Annotated in this window: 15 protein-coding genes; 3 read left to right on the plus strand and 12 right to left on the minus strand. The window is 67.5% G+C overall.

Annotation, left to right across the window (positions count from 1 at the left end):
* Position 1: 1 nt before the first annotated feature.
* The 7 genes from ACX12D_RS15230 to ACX12D_RS15260 all read right to left on the minus strand — a co-directional run bounded on the left by ACX12D_RS15230 (position 2) and on the right by ACX12D_RS15260 (position 8288).
* On the minus strand, positions 2 to 1555 hold the full coding sequence (locus ACX12D_RS15230) for a malonate--CoA ligase (RefSeq protein ID WP_441633470.1): 1554 nt from the start codon (positions 1553 to 1555) through the stop codon (positions 2 to 4).
* A 134-nt stretch (positions 1556 to 1689) separates the two neighbouring features.
* A complete protein-coding gene (locus ACX12D_RS15235) occupies positions 1690 to 2472 on the minus strand; it encodes an enoyl-CoA hydratase/isomerase family protein (protein ID WP_441633246.1) in 783 nt (260 codons plus the stop codon).
* A gap of 52 nt (positions 2473 to 2524) precedes the next feature.
* Positions 2525 to 3511, minus strand: coding sequence for a Bug family tripartite tricarboxylate transporter substrate binding protein (locus tag ACX12D_RS15240; protein WP_459371760.1), 987 nt, complete (start codon positions 3509 to 3511; stop codon positions 2525 to 2527).
* A 101-nt stretch (positions 3512 to 3612) separates the two neighbouring features.
* The gene (locus ACX12D_RS15245) at positions 3613 to 5067 is read right to left on the minus strand and encodes a malonyl-CoA decarboxylase domain-containing protein (RefSeq protein WP_459371761.1); all 1455 of its coding nucleotides are present in this window, start codon (positions 5065 to 5067) and stop codon (positions 3613 to 3615) included.
* 123 nt (positions 5068 to 5190) lie between these two features.
* Entirely contained in the window at positions 5191 to 5949 is a 759-nt protein-coding gene (locus ACX12D_RS15250) for a GntR family transcriptional regulator (RefSeq protein WP_459371762.1), read from the minus strand.
* A gap of 333 nt (positions 5950 to 6282) precedes the next feature.
* Positions 6283 to 7101 carry an HpcH/HpaI aldolase/citrate lyase family protein gene (locus ACX12D_RS15255; RefSeq protein ID WP_459374034.1) on the minus strand — a complete coding sequence of 273 codons (819 nt, stop codon included), beginning with the start codon at positions 7099 to 7101 and terminating at the stop codon, positions 6283 to 6285.
* Positions 7102 to 7115: 14 nt separating this feature from the next.
* Positions 7116 to 8288, minus strand: a complete 1173-nt coding sequence (locus tag ACX12D_RS15260; RefSeq protein WP_459371763.1) for a CaiB/BaiF CoA transferase family protein — start codon at positions 8286 to 8288, stop codon at positions 7116 to 7118.
* 194 nt (positions 8289 to 8482) lie between these two features.
* Between ACX12D_RS15260 and ACX12D_RS15265 the strand changes: the two genes are divergently transcribed.
* Positions 8483 to 9469, plus strand: a complete 987-nt coding sequence (locus ACX12D_RS15265; protein WP_459371764.1) for a LysR substrate-binding domain-containing protein — start codon at positions 8483 to 8485, stop codon at positions 9467 to 9469.
* Positions 9470 to 9608: 139 nt separating this feature from the next.
* The gene (locus ACX12D_RS15270; RefSeq protein WP_459371765.1) at positions 9609 to 10583 is read left to right on the plus strand and encodes a Bug family tripartite tricarboxylate transporter substrate binding protein; all 975 of its coding nucleotides are present in this window, start codon (positions 9609 to 9611) and stop codon (positions 10581 to 10583) included.
* A 106-nt stretch (positions 10584 to 10689) separates the two neighbouring features.
* Here ACX12D_RS15270 and ACX12D_RS15275 read toward each other — a convergent pair whose 3' ends face one another.
* The 3 genes from ACX12D_RS15275 to ACX12D_RS15285 form a co-directional block, all read right to left on the minus strand.
* Complete coding sequence (locus ACX12D_RS15275; protein WP_459371766.1) at positions 10690 to 11415, minus strand: HAD family hydrolase; 726 nt, start codon at positions 11413 to 11415, stop codon at positions 10690 to 10692.
* An 11-nt stretch (positions 11416 to 11426) separates the two neighbouring features.
* Entirely contained in the window at positions 11427 to 12239 is an 813-nt protein-coding gene (gene lgt / locus ACX12D_RS15280) for a prolipoprotein diacylglyceryl transferase (protein ID WP_441633230.1), read from the minus strand.
* Positions 12240 to 12311: 72 nt separating this feature from the next.
* Complete coding sequence (locus ACX12D_RS15285; protein ID WP_459371767.1) at positions 12312 to 13322, minus strand: LysR family transcriptional regulator; 1011 nt, start codon at positions 13320 to 13322, stop codon at positions 12312 to 12314.
* A gap of 164 nt (positions 13323 to 13486) precedes the next feature.
* On the opposite strand from ACX12D_RS15285, the gene ilvD reads away from it, so the two are divergent.
* Positions 13487 to 15160, plus strand: a complete 1674-nt coding sequence (gene ilvD, locus ACX12D_RS15290) for a dihydroxy-acid dehydratase (RefSeq protein WP_441633226.1) — start codon at positions 13487 to 13489, stop codon at positions 15158 to 15160.
* 338 nt (positions 15161 to 15498) lie between these two features.
* Here the strand turns inward: ilvD and ACX12D_RS15295 are convergent, their stop codons facing one another.
* Positions 15499 to 16092, minus strand: coding sequence for a hypothetical protein (locus tag ACX12D_RS15295; RefSeq protein ID WP_459371768.1), 594 nt, complete (start codon positions 16090 to 16092; stop codon positions 15499 to 15501).
* Positions 16089 to 16568 carry a DNA polymerase III subunit chi gene (locus ACX12D_RS15300; RefSeq protein ID WP_459371769.1) on the minus strand — a complete coding sequence of 160 codons (480 nt, stop codon included), beginning with the start codon at positions 16566 to 16568 and terminating at the stop codon, positions 16089 to 16091. Before ACX12D_RS15300 ends, ACX12D_RS15295 begins: the two co-directional genes overlap by 4 nt.
* Between the last annotated feature and the right edge of the window lie 24 nt (positions 16569 to 16592).

Here is a 16592-nt window from a genome sequence, read left to right on the forward strand (position 1 = left end):
CTTACAGCGCTCCGAACTGCTGGCGCAGCACGTTCTTCTGCACCTTGCCCATGGTGTTGCGCGGCAACTCGTCCACCACGTGCACGCGCTTAGGCACCTTGAAATTGGCAATACGACCCTTGAGCCCGCCAATCAGGCTGAGCGCATCCAGCGAGGCACCGGGCTTGCCAACCACCACCGCCACCACCGCCTCTCCAAAATCGGCATGCGGCACGCCGATCACGGCGCTTTCCGCCACGCCCGGCATCTCGTCGATAAAGCTCTCGATCTCCTTGGGGTAGACGTTGTAGCCACCAGAGATGATCAGGTCCTTGCTGCGGCCGACGATGGTCAGGTAGTCGTCGGGCACCTTGCGCTCGCCAGCCTGGCTGACGATGGCACCGCCAAAGCGGCCCACGTCGCCGGTCTTGAACCAGCCGTCGGCGGTGAACTCTTCCTGCGTCTTCTCCGGCATGCGCCAGTAGCCCTTGAACACATTCGGGCCACGCACTTCCACATTGCCGATCTCGCCGGCCGCGCAAGGCTTGCCGTCGCCATCCACCACCCGCACCGACACACCCGGCAGCGCCTTGCCGACGGTGCCGCCGATACGCTCGCCGTCTTGCGCCTCGTACGGGTTGGAGACCAGCATCACGGTCTCGCTCATGCCGTAGCGCTCCAGGATGGTGTGGCCGGTGCGCTCGCGGAAGGCATCGAAGGTTTCCATCAGCAGCGGCGCGGAGCCGGACACGAACAGGCGCATGCGGCGGCAGGTGTCGTCGTCAAAGCGCGGCTCCTGCACCATGCGCACGTAGTACGTGGGCACGCCCATCATCACGGTGCAGCGCGGCAGGAATTTCAGGATCTGCGCCATGTCGAGCTTGGGCGCCCAGATCATCTTGGCACCGGCCAGCAGCGCGCCATGCGACGCGACGAACAGGCCATGCACGTGGAAGATCGGCAGCATGTGCAGCAGCACGTCGTCGCTGCGCCAGCCCCAGTACGCATGCAGCGTCTTGGCGTTGGAGGCCAGGTTGCCGTGCGTGAGCATGGCGCCCTTGCTGCGGCCCGTGGTGCCCGAAGTGTAGAGAATGGCGGCGAGCTCGTCGGCACCGCGCGCCACCGTGGCGAAGCGGTCCGGTTGCACGGCGGCGCGGGACAACAGCGAGCCTGAGCGGTCGTCGTCCAGCGTGAAAACGTGCTTGGTGCCGTGGCGGAACGCAACCTTGGACACCCAGCCGAAGTTGGCGCTGCTGCACACCACCACCGCCGGCTCCGCGTTGCCGACAAAGTAGTCGATCTCGGCTTCCTGGTAGGCGGTGTTAAGCGGCAGGTAGATGTAGCCCGCACGCAACGTGGCGAGGTACAGGAACAGCGCCTCAGGCGATTTTTCCACCTGCACCGCCACGCGCGCGCCCTCGGGCAGCTTGAGCGCGGCCAGCAGGTTGGCCATCTTGGCGGTGGCGCGGTCCAGGTCGTCCCAGCTGTAGTAGAGGCCGTCGTGGGTTTCAATGCAGCAGGCACTGCGGTCCGCCGGGAAGCGGGATTCGAATAGGGCGAACAGGTTGGCGTTCATATTGCGGAAGATGAAAAACGGAATCGGCAATAGCATGGGCAATCCGCATGGGCAATCCGATCGATAGCCGGCAATGATACCTAAAGCGATTGCCCGTGCTTTTGCCGGTGCTATTGCCCGTGCTATTGCCCGTGCTATTGCCCGCTAAAGCGCGGCGGCCGGCGCACCAGGAATGCCGCCACGCCTTCGGCATGGTCAGCGCTGTCGCCATAGCGGAAATGCGCGTCGAGCTCCGCTGCGGTGAGCGGCGCGGGCACCGGCGCCAGGCGGCGGATGCTCTCCTTGTTGATGCGGGCGGCCAGCGGCGCGCCGGCTACGATGCGCTTGACCGCCGCGGCGACTTCCTCGCCGAGTGCCGCTGCCGGCACCACGCGCGTCAGCAGCCCTTTCTCGCGCGCCTCGGCGGCGTCGAACACCCTGCCCTCCAGCAGGATCTCCAGCGTCACGGCGCGGCCCGCCAGGGCCAGCAGCCCGGTCAGCTCGCCGGGCGCCATGGGAAAGCCAAGCCGGTTGATCGGCACGCCGAAGCGGCTGTCGTCGGCGGCGATGCGCAAGTCGCAATGGCAGGCGATCTCCAGCCCGCCGCCCACGCAAACCCCTTCGATCATGGCAAGCGTGGGATGCAGACAGCCCGCGATGGCGGCCAGCGCAGGCGCAATCACCGCCTCGTGGTAACGGCGCAGCGCGGCGGCATCGCCCCGCTCCTCTGGGAATTCGGCTATGTCGGCGCCGGCGGCAAAGTTGCCATTGGCGCCGCGCACCACCACGCAGCGCAGCGAGGTATCCGCGGACAGGTCCGCAAAGCCCTGCGCCAGCGCGCGCCACATCGCCACGGAAATGGCATTGAGCTTGCCAGCGTGGGACAGCGTGACCGTGGCCACGTCGCCCTCACGCGCGAACACGACCGTGCCGCTCATGCCTGCGCTCCACGCGCACGGGAAACATCGGAAACCATGCAGCGATCCTCCATCAGTCGATCTTGGCGCCGGACTGCTGCACCACCGTAGCCCAGCGCTTGATCTCGGCGCGCTGGAACTGCGCGAACTGCTCTTGCGTGAAAGCCGGCGTATCGGAGCCGTTGGCAAGCCAGATCTGCTTCATCTCAGGCGTGTTCAGTGCTTTCTCCACTTCGGTGTAAAGCCGGTCGACGATGTCCTTGGGCGTGCCCTTGGGCACCCACATCGCGTACCAGGTGGAGACTTCGTAGTTGGGCACCCCGGCCTCGGCGGCGGTGGGCACATTCGGGAACGCGGCCGAGCGTTTGGTCGATGCCACCGCCAGCGCCTTGATGCGGCCCGCGCGGATGTGCTGCGCCGAGGAGCCGAGACCGTCGAAGTCCATGTCCACCTGGCCCGCGATCAGGTCGGACAGCGCAGGGCCCGCACCCTTGTAGGGAATATGCGTGATGAAGGTCTTGGTCTGCAGCTTGAACAGCTCGCCCGCCAGATGGTGGGACGAGCCGTTGCCGGCGGAGGCGTAGTTCAGCTTGCCGGGGTTCTTCTTGGCATAGGCGATCAGCTCGCCCAGCGTATTGGCGCTGACCTTGGTCGGGTTCACCACGATCACCTGCGGCGGCTGCGCGATCACCGTGATGGGGATGAAATCCTTCTCGATGTCGTAGTCGAGCTTCTTGTAGAACGACGGCGCGATGGCGTGGTGCGCGCCGCCGATGAAAACGGTATAGCCGTCGGGCGCGCCCTTGGCCGCGATGCTCGCGCCCACGGTGCCGCCAGCGCCGCCGCGGTTATCGATCACGAACTGCTTGCCGAGCTGCTTGGAAAGCTGCGCGGTCAGCGGGCGGGCGAAGGCATCGGTGCCGCCGCCGGCCGGGAACGGCACGATCACGGTGATGGGCTTGGACGGCCAGGTGTCAGCCTGCGCCACGGGAGCTACCGCGCCCAACCCCGCGCCCAGCGCGCAAGCCAGCCCTGCCAGTTGAAACTGACGACGATTCATGACTCTGTCTCCTCTCTCTTCTGCTGTGGAAAGTCAAAACGAAGAACTGCTGGAATGGCCCATGAACGCGGCCCGCGGCCTTGTCTGTTACCTGACCAGGGTTACAACAGCTTGCTCACCGCGCGGCTCATGCGCGGGGATCCGTTGCCAAGGCGCACCAGATTGTCATCTAGCGCCTCGGGCACGTAAAGATAATTCACCATCATCCCGCACGACTGCGCGCGACCCTTGCGCGACAGGTCGGCGGCCCAGTTCAGGCGCTCCACGCAGGCGCCATTGCCCAGGTGAAAACGCGCCACCGGATCGGCCGGCAGCGCCTGCTGGCGCTCGCGCACCAGGTAATGCGCGGCCAGCGCCAGCGCGATGTCGCGCACCATCGCATCCTCGGAATCGGCAGGCAGAGCGGCCAGCCAGCCGGCGCCGTCGGCCGGTGGCGTGCCGTGGCGCTCGCTCCAGCGCGCCAGGCGCTTGTCGCCCAGCACCTTGGCCACCGCTTCGCCATCGCGCTTGCGCAGCCAGTCGGCAAAGCCGGGAATGGGTGAGAGCGTGGCGAACTGCTTGAGCTTGGGAAACTCGCGCTGCAATTCCTCGATCACGCGCTTGAGCAGGAAGTTGCCGAAGCTCACGCCGCGCAAGCCTGCCTGCGTATTGGAGATGGAATAGAAAATCGCCCACTTCACGCGACGCAGGTCCTCCAGTGGCGCGGCTTCGTCCAGCAGCGCGTGGACGTTGGCGGCCATCTCGGGCACGAAGGCCACCTCGACAAAGATCAGCGGCTCGCGCGGCATGCGCGGGTGGAAGAACGCATAGCAGCGGCGATCGGAATCGAGCCGGTTGCGCAGGTCCGCCCAGGACGCAATCTCGTGCACCGCCTCGTAGCGGATCAGCTTTTCCAGCAGCGAGGCGGGCGAGTCCCACGTGATGGGCTGCAGTTCCAGCAGGCCCACGTCGAACCAGTTGGAGAACAGCGCCTCCAGATCGTCGTCGAGCGGGCGCAAGCCCGGCACGCGCTTGTGCCAGCGCAGCATGTCCGCACGCAGGCCGATCAGGAAATGCAGGCCGCAGACGCTCGCGCCCTCCTGCCCGTGCAGCGCGGCCAGCCGCTTGAAGAAACGGATGCGCGCATTGGACATGGCCTGCGCAAGCCCCGACGCGGATCGGGGCGACTTGCCATCCTTGCCATCGTTGACGTCGTCATCCGCCTGCGCGCCGCCGCTGGCCGCAACGTCGGCCAGCACGCCGAGCATGGCCTGGCGCGCGTCATCGCCCGCGGCTTCGTACTCGGCCCGCCAGGTTTGCGCGGCGGCATTGGCCGCGCTGTCGGTCAGGCGCGCATCGAAGCACTGACGCAGTTGCTCGCGCTGCCGGCGCAGCACGCGCACGGGCAGCGCCACGGCCTTGGCGTCCGCCTTGGCATCGGCGTCCGTCTTCGGGGCGCGGCCATCGCCCTTGCGGCCCCACCACCGGCCAAAGCGGGACAACAAGGTTTGCGCCGACGGCTCCGGGCCGCTCAGGGGCGCGCTGACTTTCTGTTCGCTATTGCTGAGGGAATCCATGGGCGTACCTGCTATTGGCTGTCTGAAAGTGCTGTCTGTAAGTGCTGTCTGTAAGTGCGGTCTGTAAGTGCGGTCTGTAAGTGCGGTCTGTAAGTGCGGTCTGTAAGTGCGGTCTGTAAGCTGCTATCGATCAACGGATGCTTTGCCGGCCAGGTGCAGTCGGCCGGGCTGTGCTCCGGGATTGGGATCGCCACCGCTATCGTCAACCACGTCAACCACGTCGACCTCGGCAACCTCGGCGGCGTCCAGTGCCCTGAGCGCGCCGCGCTGGCGCAGCAAGTGCGTCTTCATCAAGGTCTCGGCGCCCTCCGGGTCATGCGCCTTGAGCGCGGAGAACACCGACAGATGCTCAGCGCAGGATTCGCGGATGCGGCCCGGCAGCTTCAGGCTCTTGTGGCGCGACAGCCGCAGCACCTTGCGCAGGTCGCTGATCAGGCCGGACAGCCAGCGGTTGCCGGCGAGCCGCTGGATCGCTTCGTGGATCTGGTAGTTGGTTTCGTAGTAGGCGTCGATATTGCCGGCCTGCGCATACCGGGTCAGGTCGGCGTGCAGGCTTTCGAGCGCGTCAAGGTCCTCGGCGGTGGCGTTGCGCGCCGCCTCATAGGCGCAGCGTCCTTCCAGCAGCGCCATCAACGGGAAGATCTCGTCGAGGTCTTGCTCGGACAAGGCGTTGACGAAGCAGCCGCGGCGCGGCTCCAGCCGCACCAGGCCTTCGGCGGCCAGCACCTTGAGCGCCTCGCGCATCGGCGTGCGCGAGATCCCCATCGACTCCGCCACCGCGGCCTCGTCGATCCAGGCGCCGGGCATCAGCGCGTGCTCGTCGATCATGGCGCGCAGGCGCTCCGCGACTTCGAGGTACAGGGCCTGCTGGATGATGCGCATGGTGCCTCCTGGCGGAAGAATGCAATGGCATCGGGGTGGCTTGCGGCACGGTGAAATGTGTCTTGCCAGGCCCAATAATTCATAATTATGAATAACGGCGACCAGATGACAAGACAATTCGATGCTGCGCAGCCGCATGCGCGGTATGCACCACTAAGGTGAACCCGGGTTGTGCGGCCCCTGAACGGGCCGATCGGACGGCCCGGCTAGTGCGCCTCGCCAGCACCGGCGCGGCCCCGGCACAGGCCGTTCAGCTCCCGCAGCAGCCGGCGCCCGCCCTGGCACTCGCTGACGCGCCGCAGCGCACGGGCGTAGCCCAATGGTTGTCCCGGCCTAGCCTGCCTGCTGCAGGATCCTGCTTGCGCGCTCCAGCACCGGGCGATCCACCATCTTGCCGTCGACGGCCACCGCGGCGCCCTGCGCATCGGCGGCGGCCACGATGCGCCGTGCCCACGCCACCTCCGCGGCCGAAGGCGCCAGCCCGGCATGCACGAGTGCGACCTGCTGCGGATGGATCAGCAGCTTGGCGCCGAAGCCGAAGCGGCGCGCGCGCGCGGTCTGCCTGCGTATCTCCGCGGCGTCGCCGATGGCCGTGCAGACGCCATCCACCGGCGCCGGCAATCCGGCCGCGCGCGCATGCATCACCAGCTTGGCGCGGAAGTAATCCAGCGGCTCGTCCTCGTCGGCCACATCGAGATCGAACATCAGATCGATGCTGCCCAGCATCAGCCGCACCACGCCGGCGGCGCGGCTCACCGCGCGCAGGTCCGCGAAGCCTGCCGCGGTCTCCATCAGCGGATAGCAGTTGGCCTGCGGCAAGGCCCGCGCCAGCGCGTCCAGCGCGCCCGCGTCGGCCTTCGGCAGTACCAGGCCGAACGCCTGCTGGGCACGGCACCAGTCCAGATCGCCCGCGTGATATTCGCTGTCGGCGGCGTTCACGCGCACCAGCAGCGCCACGCCGGCCACGGCCGCCTGCGCCTGGCACCGCGGCCAGGATGCGGCCAGGGCTTCGCGCGCCGACACCTTGGCGTCGGGCGCCACGGCATCCTCGAAATCGACAATGACGGCATCCGCGCCCGAGCCGATCGCACGGCCGATCCGCTCGGGGCGCGTGGCGGGCACGAACAGGTAGCTACGGGCGGGCGCCATCATGGCAGCGGCTTTGCTCATACCGCGCCCGCGCCGTGCAGCGCGGCCACCTGCGCGGGCGTCAAGCCCATCTCGGCCAGCACCGTGTCAGTGTGCTCGCCCACCGCCGGCACCGGATCCATGCGCGCGTCCTGCACCCCGGGCGGCAACAACGCGGGCACCGGGCCAGCGGGCGTGTCGACCTGGCGCCAGCGCTCGCGTGCAGCTAGCTGCGGATGCGCCCAGACATCGGCCATGGTGTTGACCCGCGCGTTGGCGATGCCCGCCGCTTCGAGGCGCGCGGTGACCTGCTCGGCGCTCAGCGCGGCAAAGGCCTGCACAATGCGCGCGCGCAGCGCGGCGCGGTTGGCGCTGCGCAGGGTGTTGTCGGCATAGTCGGGGTGCGTGGCGAGCGCCGGATCCTCCAGCACGCGCTGGCAGAACGTGTTCCACTCGCGCTCGTTCTGCAGGCCGAGCATCACGGTCTTGCCGTCACCGGTTGGGAACGGGCCATAGGGATAGATGGTGGCATGAGCCGCGCCCGCGCGCGCAGGCGGCTCGGCGCCATCGAACGCATAGTAGAGCGGGAAGCCCATCCACTCCGCCATGGATTCCAGCATCGAGATATCGATGCGCTTGCCGCGCCCGGTCTGGCCGCGCTCGATCAGCGCCGCCAGGATATTGCTGTAGGCATACATGCCGGCGGCGATATCGGCCACCGAGGCGCCAGCCTTCACGCCGTCCTCTGGCGTGCCGGTGACCGAGACAAAGCCCGACTCGCTCTGCACCAGCAGGTCGTACGCCTTCTTGTCGCGATAGGGTCCGTCGGCGCCATAGCCCGAGATGTCGCACACGATCAGGCGCGGGAAGCGCGCGCTCAGCGCTTCGTAATCGAGCCCGAGCCGCGCCGCCGCGCCCGGCGCCAGGTTCTGCACCAGCACGTCGGCGCGCGCCAGCAGTGCCTCCAGCACCGGCGCTGCCTGCGCGTGCTTGACGTCCAGCGTCACGCTTTCCTTCGAGCGGTTGGTCCACACGAAGTGCGAGGACAAGCCGCGCACGCGGCCATCGTAGGCGCGCGCGAAGTCGCCCGCGCCGGGGCGCTCGATCTTGATCACGCGCGCGCCCAGGTCAGCCAGCTGGCGGGTGCAGAACGGCGCGGCAATCGCCTGCTCCAGGGAAACGACGGTGATGCCTTGCAGCGGTTGGGACATGGCTGGACTCGTTGATGCGTGGAGGCGAGGGGTGGATGCCGGCAGCGCGAACGGGCGAGCTTGACCGGCCAGCCCACAATCTAGCCTTGGCGACACCCGTTGGGAAATAGGAAATCCCTAGTCGCCCATAAGTAGAATAAATACCTCACATGCAAATACGCAAAAACGCGAAATCGCAGAACCTGGGACACCCAATGGATATCCGCTCCATGCGCTACTTCGTGGCCATCGTCGACCACGGCAGCCTGACCCGCGCCGCCGAAGTGGCGTGCGTGGCGCAGCCCGCGCTGAGCCAGCAACTGGCCGCGCTCGAAACGGAATACGGCGTGCCGCTGGTACACCGCGGCCCCAAGGGCGTAAAGCCGACCGAGGCCGGCAAGACCCTGTACCGGCACGCGCGCACCATCCTCAAGCAAATGGAGAGCGCCGGGGCCGACGTACGGGCCGCCGGCGCCGAGGTGACCGGCGCGGTGGCCATCGGCCTGCCTACCACCGCCGCCGCGGCCTTTGGCATGCCGCTGATCAGGGCGGTGCGGGCACGCTACCCGCAGGTGCGCCTGCAATTGTTCGAGAGCATGAGCGGCTATATCTCGGAGCTGCTCAACAACAATCGCCTCGATTTCGCCATCCTGTTCCGCGACACGGCCTCGCGCGCGGTCGAACTGGAGATGCTGGCGAGCGAGTCGCTGTACCTGATCGGCGATCCGCCCGAACCCGCCGCGGATGCGCCCGGCACCGCCGGCAGCCTCCGCCGCCCCGCCCGCGCCCGCCGGGACACCATCGCGCTCAAGCAGCTGGCTGGCGTACCGCTGGTCTTGCCGAGCGGCTCGCAGGGCCTGCGGGAAGTGCTCGAACGCAGCTTCGCCCAGGCTGGCGCGGCGCTCAATGTGGTGGCCGACCTGGATTCCCTCCCCTTCCTGCTGGCCTCCGCGCGCGAAGGGCTGGCCTGCACCATCCTGCCGGCCTCGGCGGTGGACCTGGGCGATGCCGCCATGCCCACGCGCCTGATCCTGCCCGAGCTGCGCCGCACGCTGTCGCTGTGCTGGCCGCGGGCGCTGCCGCGCACGCGCGCGGCGGAAGCCGTGGCAGAGATCCTGCGTGAGATCGTCGACGCGCGCATCGCCCAGGGCGGCTCGCTCAAGCCCGCGCCGGACACGCTCCAGTCCGGCACGGCCGGATAAATAAAACTTATGGTGGTAGTCGGCGATTGAATTTCCCCGGCACAAACCCCTCGTGTAGAGTCGCTGCCAGCGACAGGCAAGGCGTGGATGTCAACAGCCAAAGACAAGCGCGCCGCCACCCCAACACCGAGGAGACACCATGCAACGCACCCGCCATGTCCTGGCTGGCATCGCCGCGGCGATTTCGCTGCTCGCCGGCGCCTCAGCGCAGGCCGAGACCTACCCCGCCAAACCCATCCAGATGATCGTGCCGCAAGCGCCGGGCGGCACCAACGACATCGTCGCTCGCCTGGTCGCGGCCGACCTCTCGCAGCGCCTCGGCCAGCAGGTGGTGGTGGAAAACCGCCCCGGCGCGGGCGGCAATATCGGCACGCAGACGGCCGCGCGCGCGGCGCCCGACGGCTATACGCTGCTGATGACGATCAGCAGCACCCAGGCCATCAACCCCTCGCTGTACCGCCAGGTGCCGTTCGACCCGGTGCGCGATTTCGAGCCGATCTCGCCGGTGGCAAGCGTGCCGAATGTGCTGGTGGCCAACCCCGCCTTCCCTGCCAGGACGCTGCCCGAGCTGATCAGCATGGCCAAGGCCAAGCCGGATTACTACCGCTTTGCCTCCGCCGGCAACGGCACGCTCAACCACCTGCTGGGGGAGATGCTCAACAGCATGGCCGGCATCAAGCTGGAGCACGTCCCCTACAAGGGCGTGGCCCCCGCGCTCAACGACGTGCTCGGCAACCAGGTTCCGCTGGCTTTCGCCAGCCTGCCCTCGGTGCTCGCGCATATCAAGGCCGGCAAGGTACGCGCGCTCGGCGTGAGCTCGGCCAAGCGCTCGCCGTTCGCGCCGGACATTCCTGCCATCGGCGAGACCGTGCCGGGCTATAGCGGCGATCTGTGGGTGGGCCTGTTCGCGGTCAAGGGCACGCCCAAGGAAGTCACGCAGAAGCTCGCGCAGAGCATGCAGGCCGCGCTCGCCGACAAGACCCTGCGCGACAAGCTGGCGGCGCAAGGCGCCGAAGTCCTCTCCGGCACGCCGACGCAGTTCGCCGCCATGCTCAAGACCGACCTCGACAAATGGGCGGTGATCGTGAAGAAGTCCGGGGCGCAGGTGGATTGAGGCTGGTGCAGCCAAGCCCTTCGTCCGCGGCTCGCGGCCGCGGACGTGAATTGCCACAGTGGCCACTGGCCGCATATCCTGGCCGTATGTCGCTGGCCCTATGCCCCTATGGCTCCAGGCCCGCCGGGCCTGTGCGATCGAACCACTGCGGCACAAACGGGATCGCCTCATGCAGCGTGCCCAGTACCCGGAAACTGAATCCGGTCACGACCGCCGAAGGCGGCTTGATATCGGGCACCACCACCACCTGCGCGCCCGAGCGGCTGGCGGCCGTTGCGCCGTTCTCGCTGTCCTCGAAGGCCAGGCACGCCTGCGGCGCCACGCCGAGGCGCTCGGCGGCGAGCTGGTACAGCGCCGGGTCGGGCTTGCCGCGGCGCACCTCGTCGCCACCCGAGACCGACGAAAAGAAATCCAGCACGCCCACGCGCCCGAGCCGGTCCTTGATCTCCTCGACACGGGATGACGATGCCACCGCGCAGGGAATGCCCGCTGCGCGCAGCGCCGAGAGCAACTCCTTGGCGCCGGGCTTCAGCGGAAACCGGGGGCCGGCAGCCGGCGCATGCAGTTGCGCGCCGGCCATTGCCTGCACCTGGTGGAAGGCATGGTCGCCGCCAAGCAGGGAAACCAGGAAGGCATCGGATTCCGGCTTGGCCTTGCCGATGACCTGCACGTAGTCGCTGGCCGCCAGCGTGATGCCGATCTCGCGCGCGGCGCCAATCCAAGCTTGCATGATGGCGCGCTCGGAGTCGATCAGCAGGCCATCCATATCGAAAATGGCGGCGGTGAACGGGGTCAACTGCGGGCTCGTCTGCGGGCTCAACTGCGGGGTCATCTGCGCCCGCTTTAACGGATCGGGGCCTGCGCCGTCTGTCCGTGACGGTTCGCCCAGACCAGCATGGCGATGCCAGCCAGGATCATCGGCAGGCTCAGCCACTGGCCCATGGAGAAGTTCAGCGCCAGCAGGCCCAGGAAGTTATCCGGCTCGCGCGCGAACTCGGCGAGGAAACGGAAACCGCCGTAGCCGATCAGGAACACGCCCGAGACCGCGCCCATGGGGCGCGGCTTCCTGGCGAACAGCCACAGGATGATGAACAGCGCCACGCCTTCGCCGGCAAATTGATAAAGCTGCGAAGGATGGCGGGGAATGTTGTCACCCGCCTGCGGGAAGATCATGCCCCACGGCAGGTCGGTGGGACGGCCCCACAGCTCGCCGTTGATGAAATTGCCGATACGTCCGGCCGCCAGCCCGCAGGGGATCATCGGCGCGATGAAGTCGGTGACCTCCATCCAGTGCCGCCCGCGCAGCTTGCCGAACAGCCACATCGCCACGATCACGCCCAGGAAGCCGCCGTGGAAGGCCATGCCGCCCTCCCACACCTTGAAGATCTCAAGCGGATGGCTCAGGTAGTAATCGGCCTTGTAGAAGAACACGTAGCCCAGCCGCCCGCCCAGGATCACGCCCAGCACACCGAAGAACAGCATGTCGTCCAGGTCCTTGACCGTCCAGCCCTGGGCCGCGATATGCGGCTGGCGGATGCGCAGGCGCCCGAACCACAGGAACATGATGAACCCGGCGAGGTACATCAGCCCGTACCAGCGGATGGCAAGCGGGCCGAGATGAATCGCAACCGGATCGAATTGGGGATGAATCAGCATGGGTGCCGTGGTTAGGGTTGTAGGTAGAGAGATCGCGCACGGGCAAACTGGCGTCCGGCGCGATATCAGGGTTCAGGCTGCGTCCGTCTGGTGCTTTGCCGCAGCGGCAGTGCCAAGCTCCGCGCCCGGCTCCGTGCCCGGTGTTATGCCAGCGTTTTGCGTCAGCGTCATGGCAGCGGCCAGCGCGCCGGCGATCTCGATAAACGATCTCAGCACGGGGCTCACGCCGTCGGCACCGGCCTCCCGCCACACCAGCCCGGTCTCGATATCGGGCCCGGCATCGCGCAACGGCAGGTAGGACACACCGGTACGGCGAAGGTTGCAAAGTGAGGCCGGCACCAGCGCCACTCCCATGCCGGCGGATACCAGGCTGACGATCGTCTGCATCTGGATGGCCTCCTGGGCGATCACCGGCGTGAGGCCTTCGCGCGCATAACAGCCCGTAATGATGTCATAAAACGCGGGCGCGCTTCGCCGGGGAAAGATGATAAGCGGCTCGTGCGCCGCATCCTTTAGCGAAACGCCCTTCTCCGCCGCCGCCGAGCCATCCGGGCGCCAGCCTTCCGGCACGGCCAGCACCAGCGGCTCGCGCACCAGCGGCAGGTAGGCCACGCCATGCGGCATGGCCGGCAGTTGCGGGCGGATCACCAGCCCGGCGTCGATGCCGCCGTCCATCAGGGCCTCCAGCTGGATATCGCTGGTGGCCTCGCGCAGCTGCAACTGCACATTGGGGTGCCGCGCCCGGAAGCGCCGCAACAGGTCGGGCAGGATGCCATAGTCGGCCGTGCTGACAAAGGCCAGCGACAACGTGCCGGCCTCCCCGCGCGCCAGCCGCTGGGCCAGGCCCGGCAACGCGGCCGCATCGGCCAGCACGCGGCGCACCTCGGGCAGCCATTGCTGGCCGGCAGGGGTGAGCGCCACCGAGCGCCGCGTGCGAGCGAACAGCTGCACGCCGATCTCCTCTTCCAGCGCCTGGATCTGCTGGGACAGCGGCGGCTGCGTCATGGTCAGGCGCCGCGCGGCGCGGCCAAAATGTAACTCCTCCGCCACGGTAACGAAGTAGCGCAACTGGCGCAGGTCCAAAGGGGCTCCTGATATGTTTTTCGACTCAATAAAGGTTGAATAATATATTTGACACGATAAAAGGCAAGCGGCATGCTCTCGTCCACAACATGGCAAGAGCCTGCCCGGTCCTCGGAACCCCGGGGCGCCCCGCGCAGGCCGGCACACTTCCCCCGGAGATTCCCATGGCATACAACAAACGCTCGCAGCACATCACGCAAGGCGTGGCGCGCTCCCCCAACCGCTCGATGTACTACGCGCTGGGCTACAAGAAGGAAGACTTCGACAAGCCGATGGTGGGCATCGCCAACGGCCACTCCACCATCACGCCGTGCAACTCAGGCCTGCAACGCCTGGCCGACGCCGCCGTGGCGGCCATCAAGGCCTCCGACGCCAACCCGCAGATCTTCGGCACCCCGACCATCTCGGACGGCATGTCGATGGGCACCGAAGGCATGAAGTACTCGCTGATCTCCCGCGAAGTCATCGCCGACTGCATCGAGACCGCGGCCCAGGGCCAGTGGATGGACGGCGTGGTCGTGATCGGCGGCTGCGACAAGAACATGCCGGGCGGCATGATCGCGCTGGCGCGCACCAACGTGCCGGGCATCTATGTGTACGGCGGCACCATCAAGCCGGGCAACTGGAAGGGCAAGGACCTGACCATCGTGTCGTCGTTCGAAGCCGTGGGCGAATTCACCGCCGGCCGCCTGAGCCAGGAAGACTTCGAAGGCGTCGAGAAGAACGCCTGCCCGTCGTCGGGCTCGTGCGGCGGCATGTACACCGCCAACACCATGAGCTCCTCGTTCGAGGCGCTGGGCATGTCGCTGCTGTACTCGTCGACCATGGCCAACCCGGACCAGGAAAAGGTCGACAGCGCCGCCGAATCGGCACGCGTGCTGGTCGAGGCCATCAAGAAGGACATCAAGCCGCGCGACATCATCACGCGCAAGTCCATCGAGAATGCCGTTGCGCTGATCATGGCCACCGGCGGCTCCACCAACGCCGTGCTGCACTACCTGGCGATCGCCCACTCGGCCGAAGTGGAATGGAGCATCGACGACTTCGAACGCATCCGCCGCAAGGTGCCGGTGATCTGCAACCTGAAGCCGTCGGGCCAGTATGTGGCGACCGACCTGCACCGCGCGGGCGGCATTCCCCAGGTCATGAAGATCCTGCTCAAGGCAGGCCTGATGCACGGCGACTGCCTGACCATCACCGGCCGCACCCTGGCCGAGGAACTGGAAAACGTGCCGGATACCCCGCGCGCCGACCAGGACGTGATCATGCCGATCGAAAAGGCGCTCTACAAGGAAGGCCACCTGGCCATCCTGAAGGGCAACCTGGCACCGGAAGGCGCCGTCGCCAAGATCACCGGCCTGAAGAACCCGGTCATCACCGGCCCGGCCCGCGTATTCGAGGACGAGCAAAGCGCCATGGACGCCATCCTGGCCGACAAGATCAACGCCGGCGACATCCTGGTGCTGCGCTACCTGGGCCCCAAGGGCGGCCCCGGCATGCCTGAAATGCTGGCCCCCACGTCGGCCATCATCGGCAAGGGCCTGGGCGAATCGGTCGGCTTCATCACCGACGGCCGCTTCTCGGGCGGCACCTGGGGCATGGTGGTCGGCCACGTCGCGCCGGAAGCGCACGTGGGCGGCAACATCGCGCTGGTGCAGGAAGGCGACTCGGTCACCATCGACGCGCACAAGCTGCTGCTGGAGCTCAATGTGAGCGAAGAAGAGCTGGCCAAGCGCCGCGCCGCCTGGAAGCAGCCGGCACCGCGCTACACCCGTGGCGTGCTGGCCAAGTTCGCCAAGCTGGCTTCGACCGCCAGCAAGGGCGCTGTGACGGACTGAGGCTGCGGCTTCATCCCCAGAAGGACAAAAAGCCCGCGAGCGATCGCGAGCTTTTTTATGGCGCGTGGATTTTGCATGACGGGAAAGAGAATCACGGCAACGCCCAAACACCCGCGCGGTTGGCTCCCCTCTCCCGCCTGCGGGAGAGGGGTTGGGGGAGAGGGCGGGCGCTGGATACGCCGCCATGCTGGAAACAACCGCGGGCTTCGCTTCCAGTGGCTCCTAGCTAAGCCACCCCTCTCCCCGGCCCTCTCCCCCTGAGGGGCGAGGGAGAAACGGCCGTCGTCATGGCGCGCGGCTTTGGCCTGTTCGGCGGCTTCGTTCAGTGCCCGGTTCCCTCACATCCCGCCCGGATCCCGCTCGATCTCTTCCAGCGTGGCGTCCAGCCATTCCACCAGCCGGGCCTCCATCGCCTGCGTCAGTTCCGCCGCCAGTTGCGCGGTCAGCGGGGCCAGGCGCGATTGCAGCGTGGCTTCGGTATGGGCCTCCACCACCTGCGGCCATTCGGTGCGAAACCGCATCATCACGCGGGTCAGCAGCTCGCTGCGCACGGCGCGCAGTTCGTCCGGGCTGGGCGGCGGGCTGGCGTGGTGCGTGGCGTGCGAAACCGAGTAGGCGCCATCCTGGGTCGACGGGGTTGGCTGGTGCAGTGCCGGGATATCGGGCGCGGGAATGCCGTCGCCGGGCTCACGGGGCATGACGACATGGGTGACCGGGCCAGGCCAGGTCAAGTCATGCACGGGCTGGGCATGGCCTGGGCCGCCAGCGCCGGAATCCGACCAGGCTGCCGCTTGCGTGGCCCCCGCCGGCGTCGCGTCCGGCGCCGGTTGCCTGGCGCCGTCGGTGGGCAGGTCGATCACTTCCGTCAGCAGTGGAATGCTGTCGTTGGGCCCGATGCGCGGGATCACGCGCGAGGTGGTGCGTTCGGTCATGCGGCATCCCCCTTGGCTTGTGCGCCTTGTGTGGCTTGTGTGCCTTGGCCTGCCTGGCCGGCCTGCGCGATATCGTGATGCGCCAGCGGATAGCCGCGCTCGCGGTACAGGCGAAAGCGCTCGCGCCCGGCGGCACGGTCCTCGGCGTCGCTGCCGACCACCTCGATCATGCGCTCGAAGCTGGCGAACTGCACCGGCGGCTCGGCGCTAAGGTTGATCAGCAGCTGATGGTGCGGAGCCTGGTCCAGCGTGGCCGCCAGCACGATCGGCGTCACCTCGGCGTTCGGGCTGTCCACGCCGCAATGCGGCAGGAAATCCAGCGCGGAGAACGTCCACAAGCGCGCATCGAGCTGCGCCAGCTGCTCCGGCGCGCCATGCACCACCAGTTTCTGGCCGGCGCCGTACGCCTTGCGGATCAGCCGGCAAGCGTAGCCGAGCTTGTCGGGCACGTTGCTGTGGAAATCGATACGCGTCATGGTTGAAAGCAATCCTGTGAGAAT

It is taken from the genome of Cupriavidus sp. PET2-C1, from assembly GCF_054515855.1.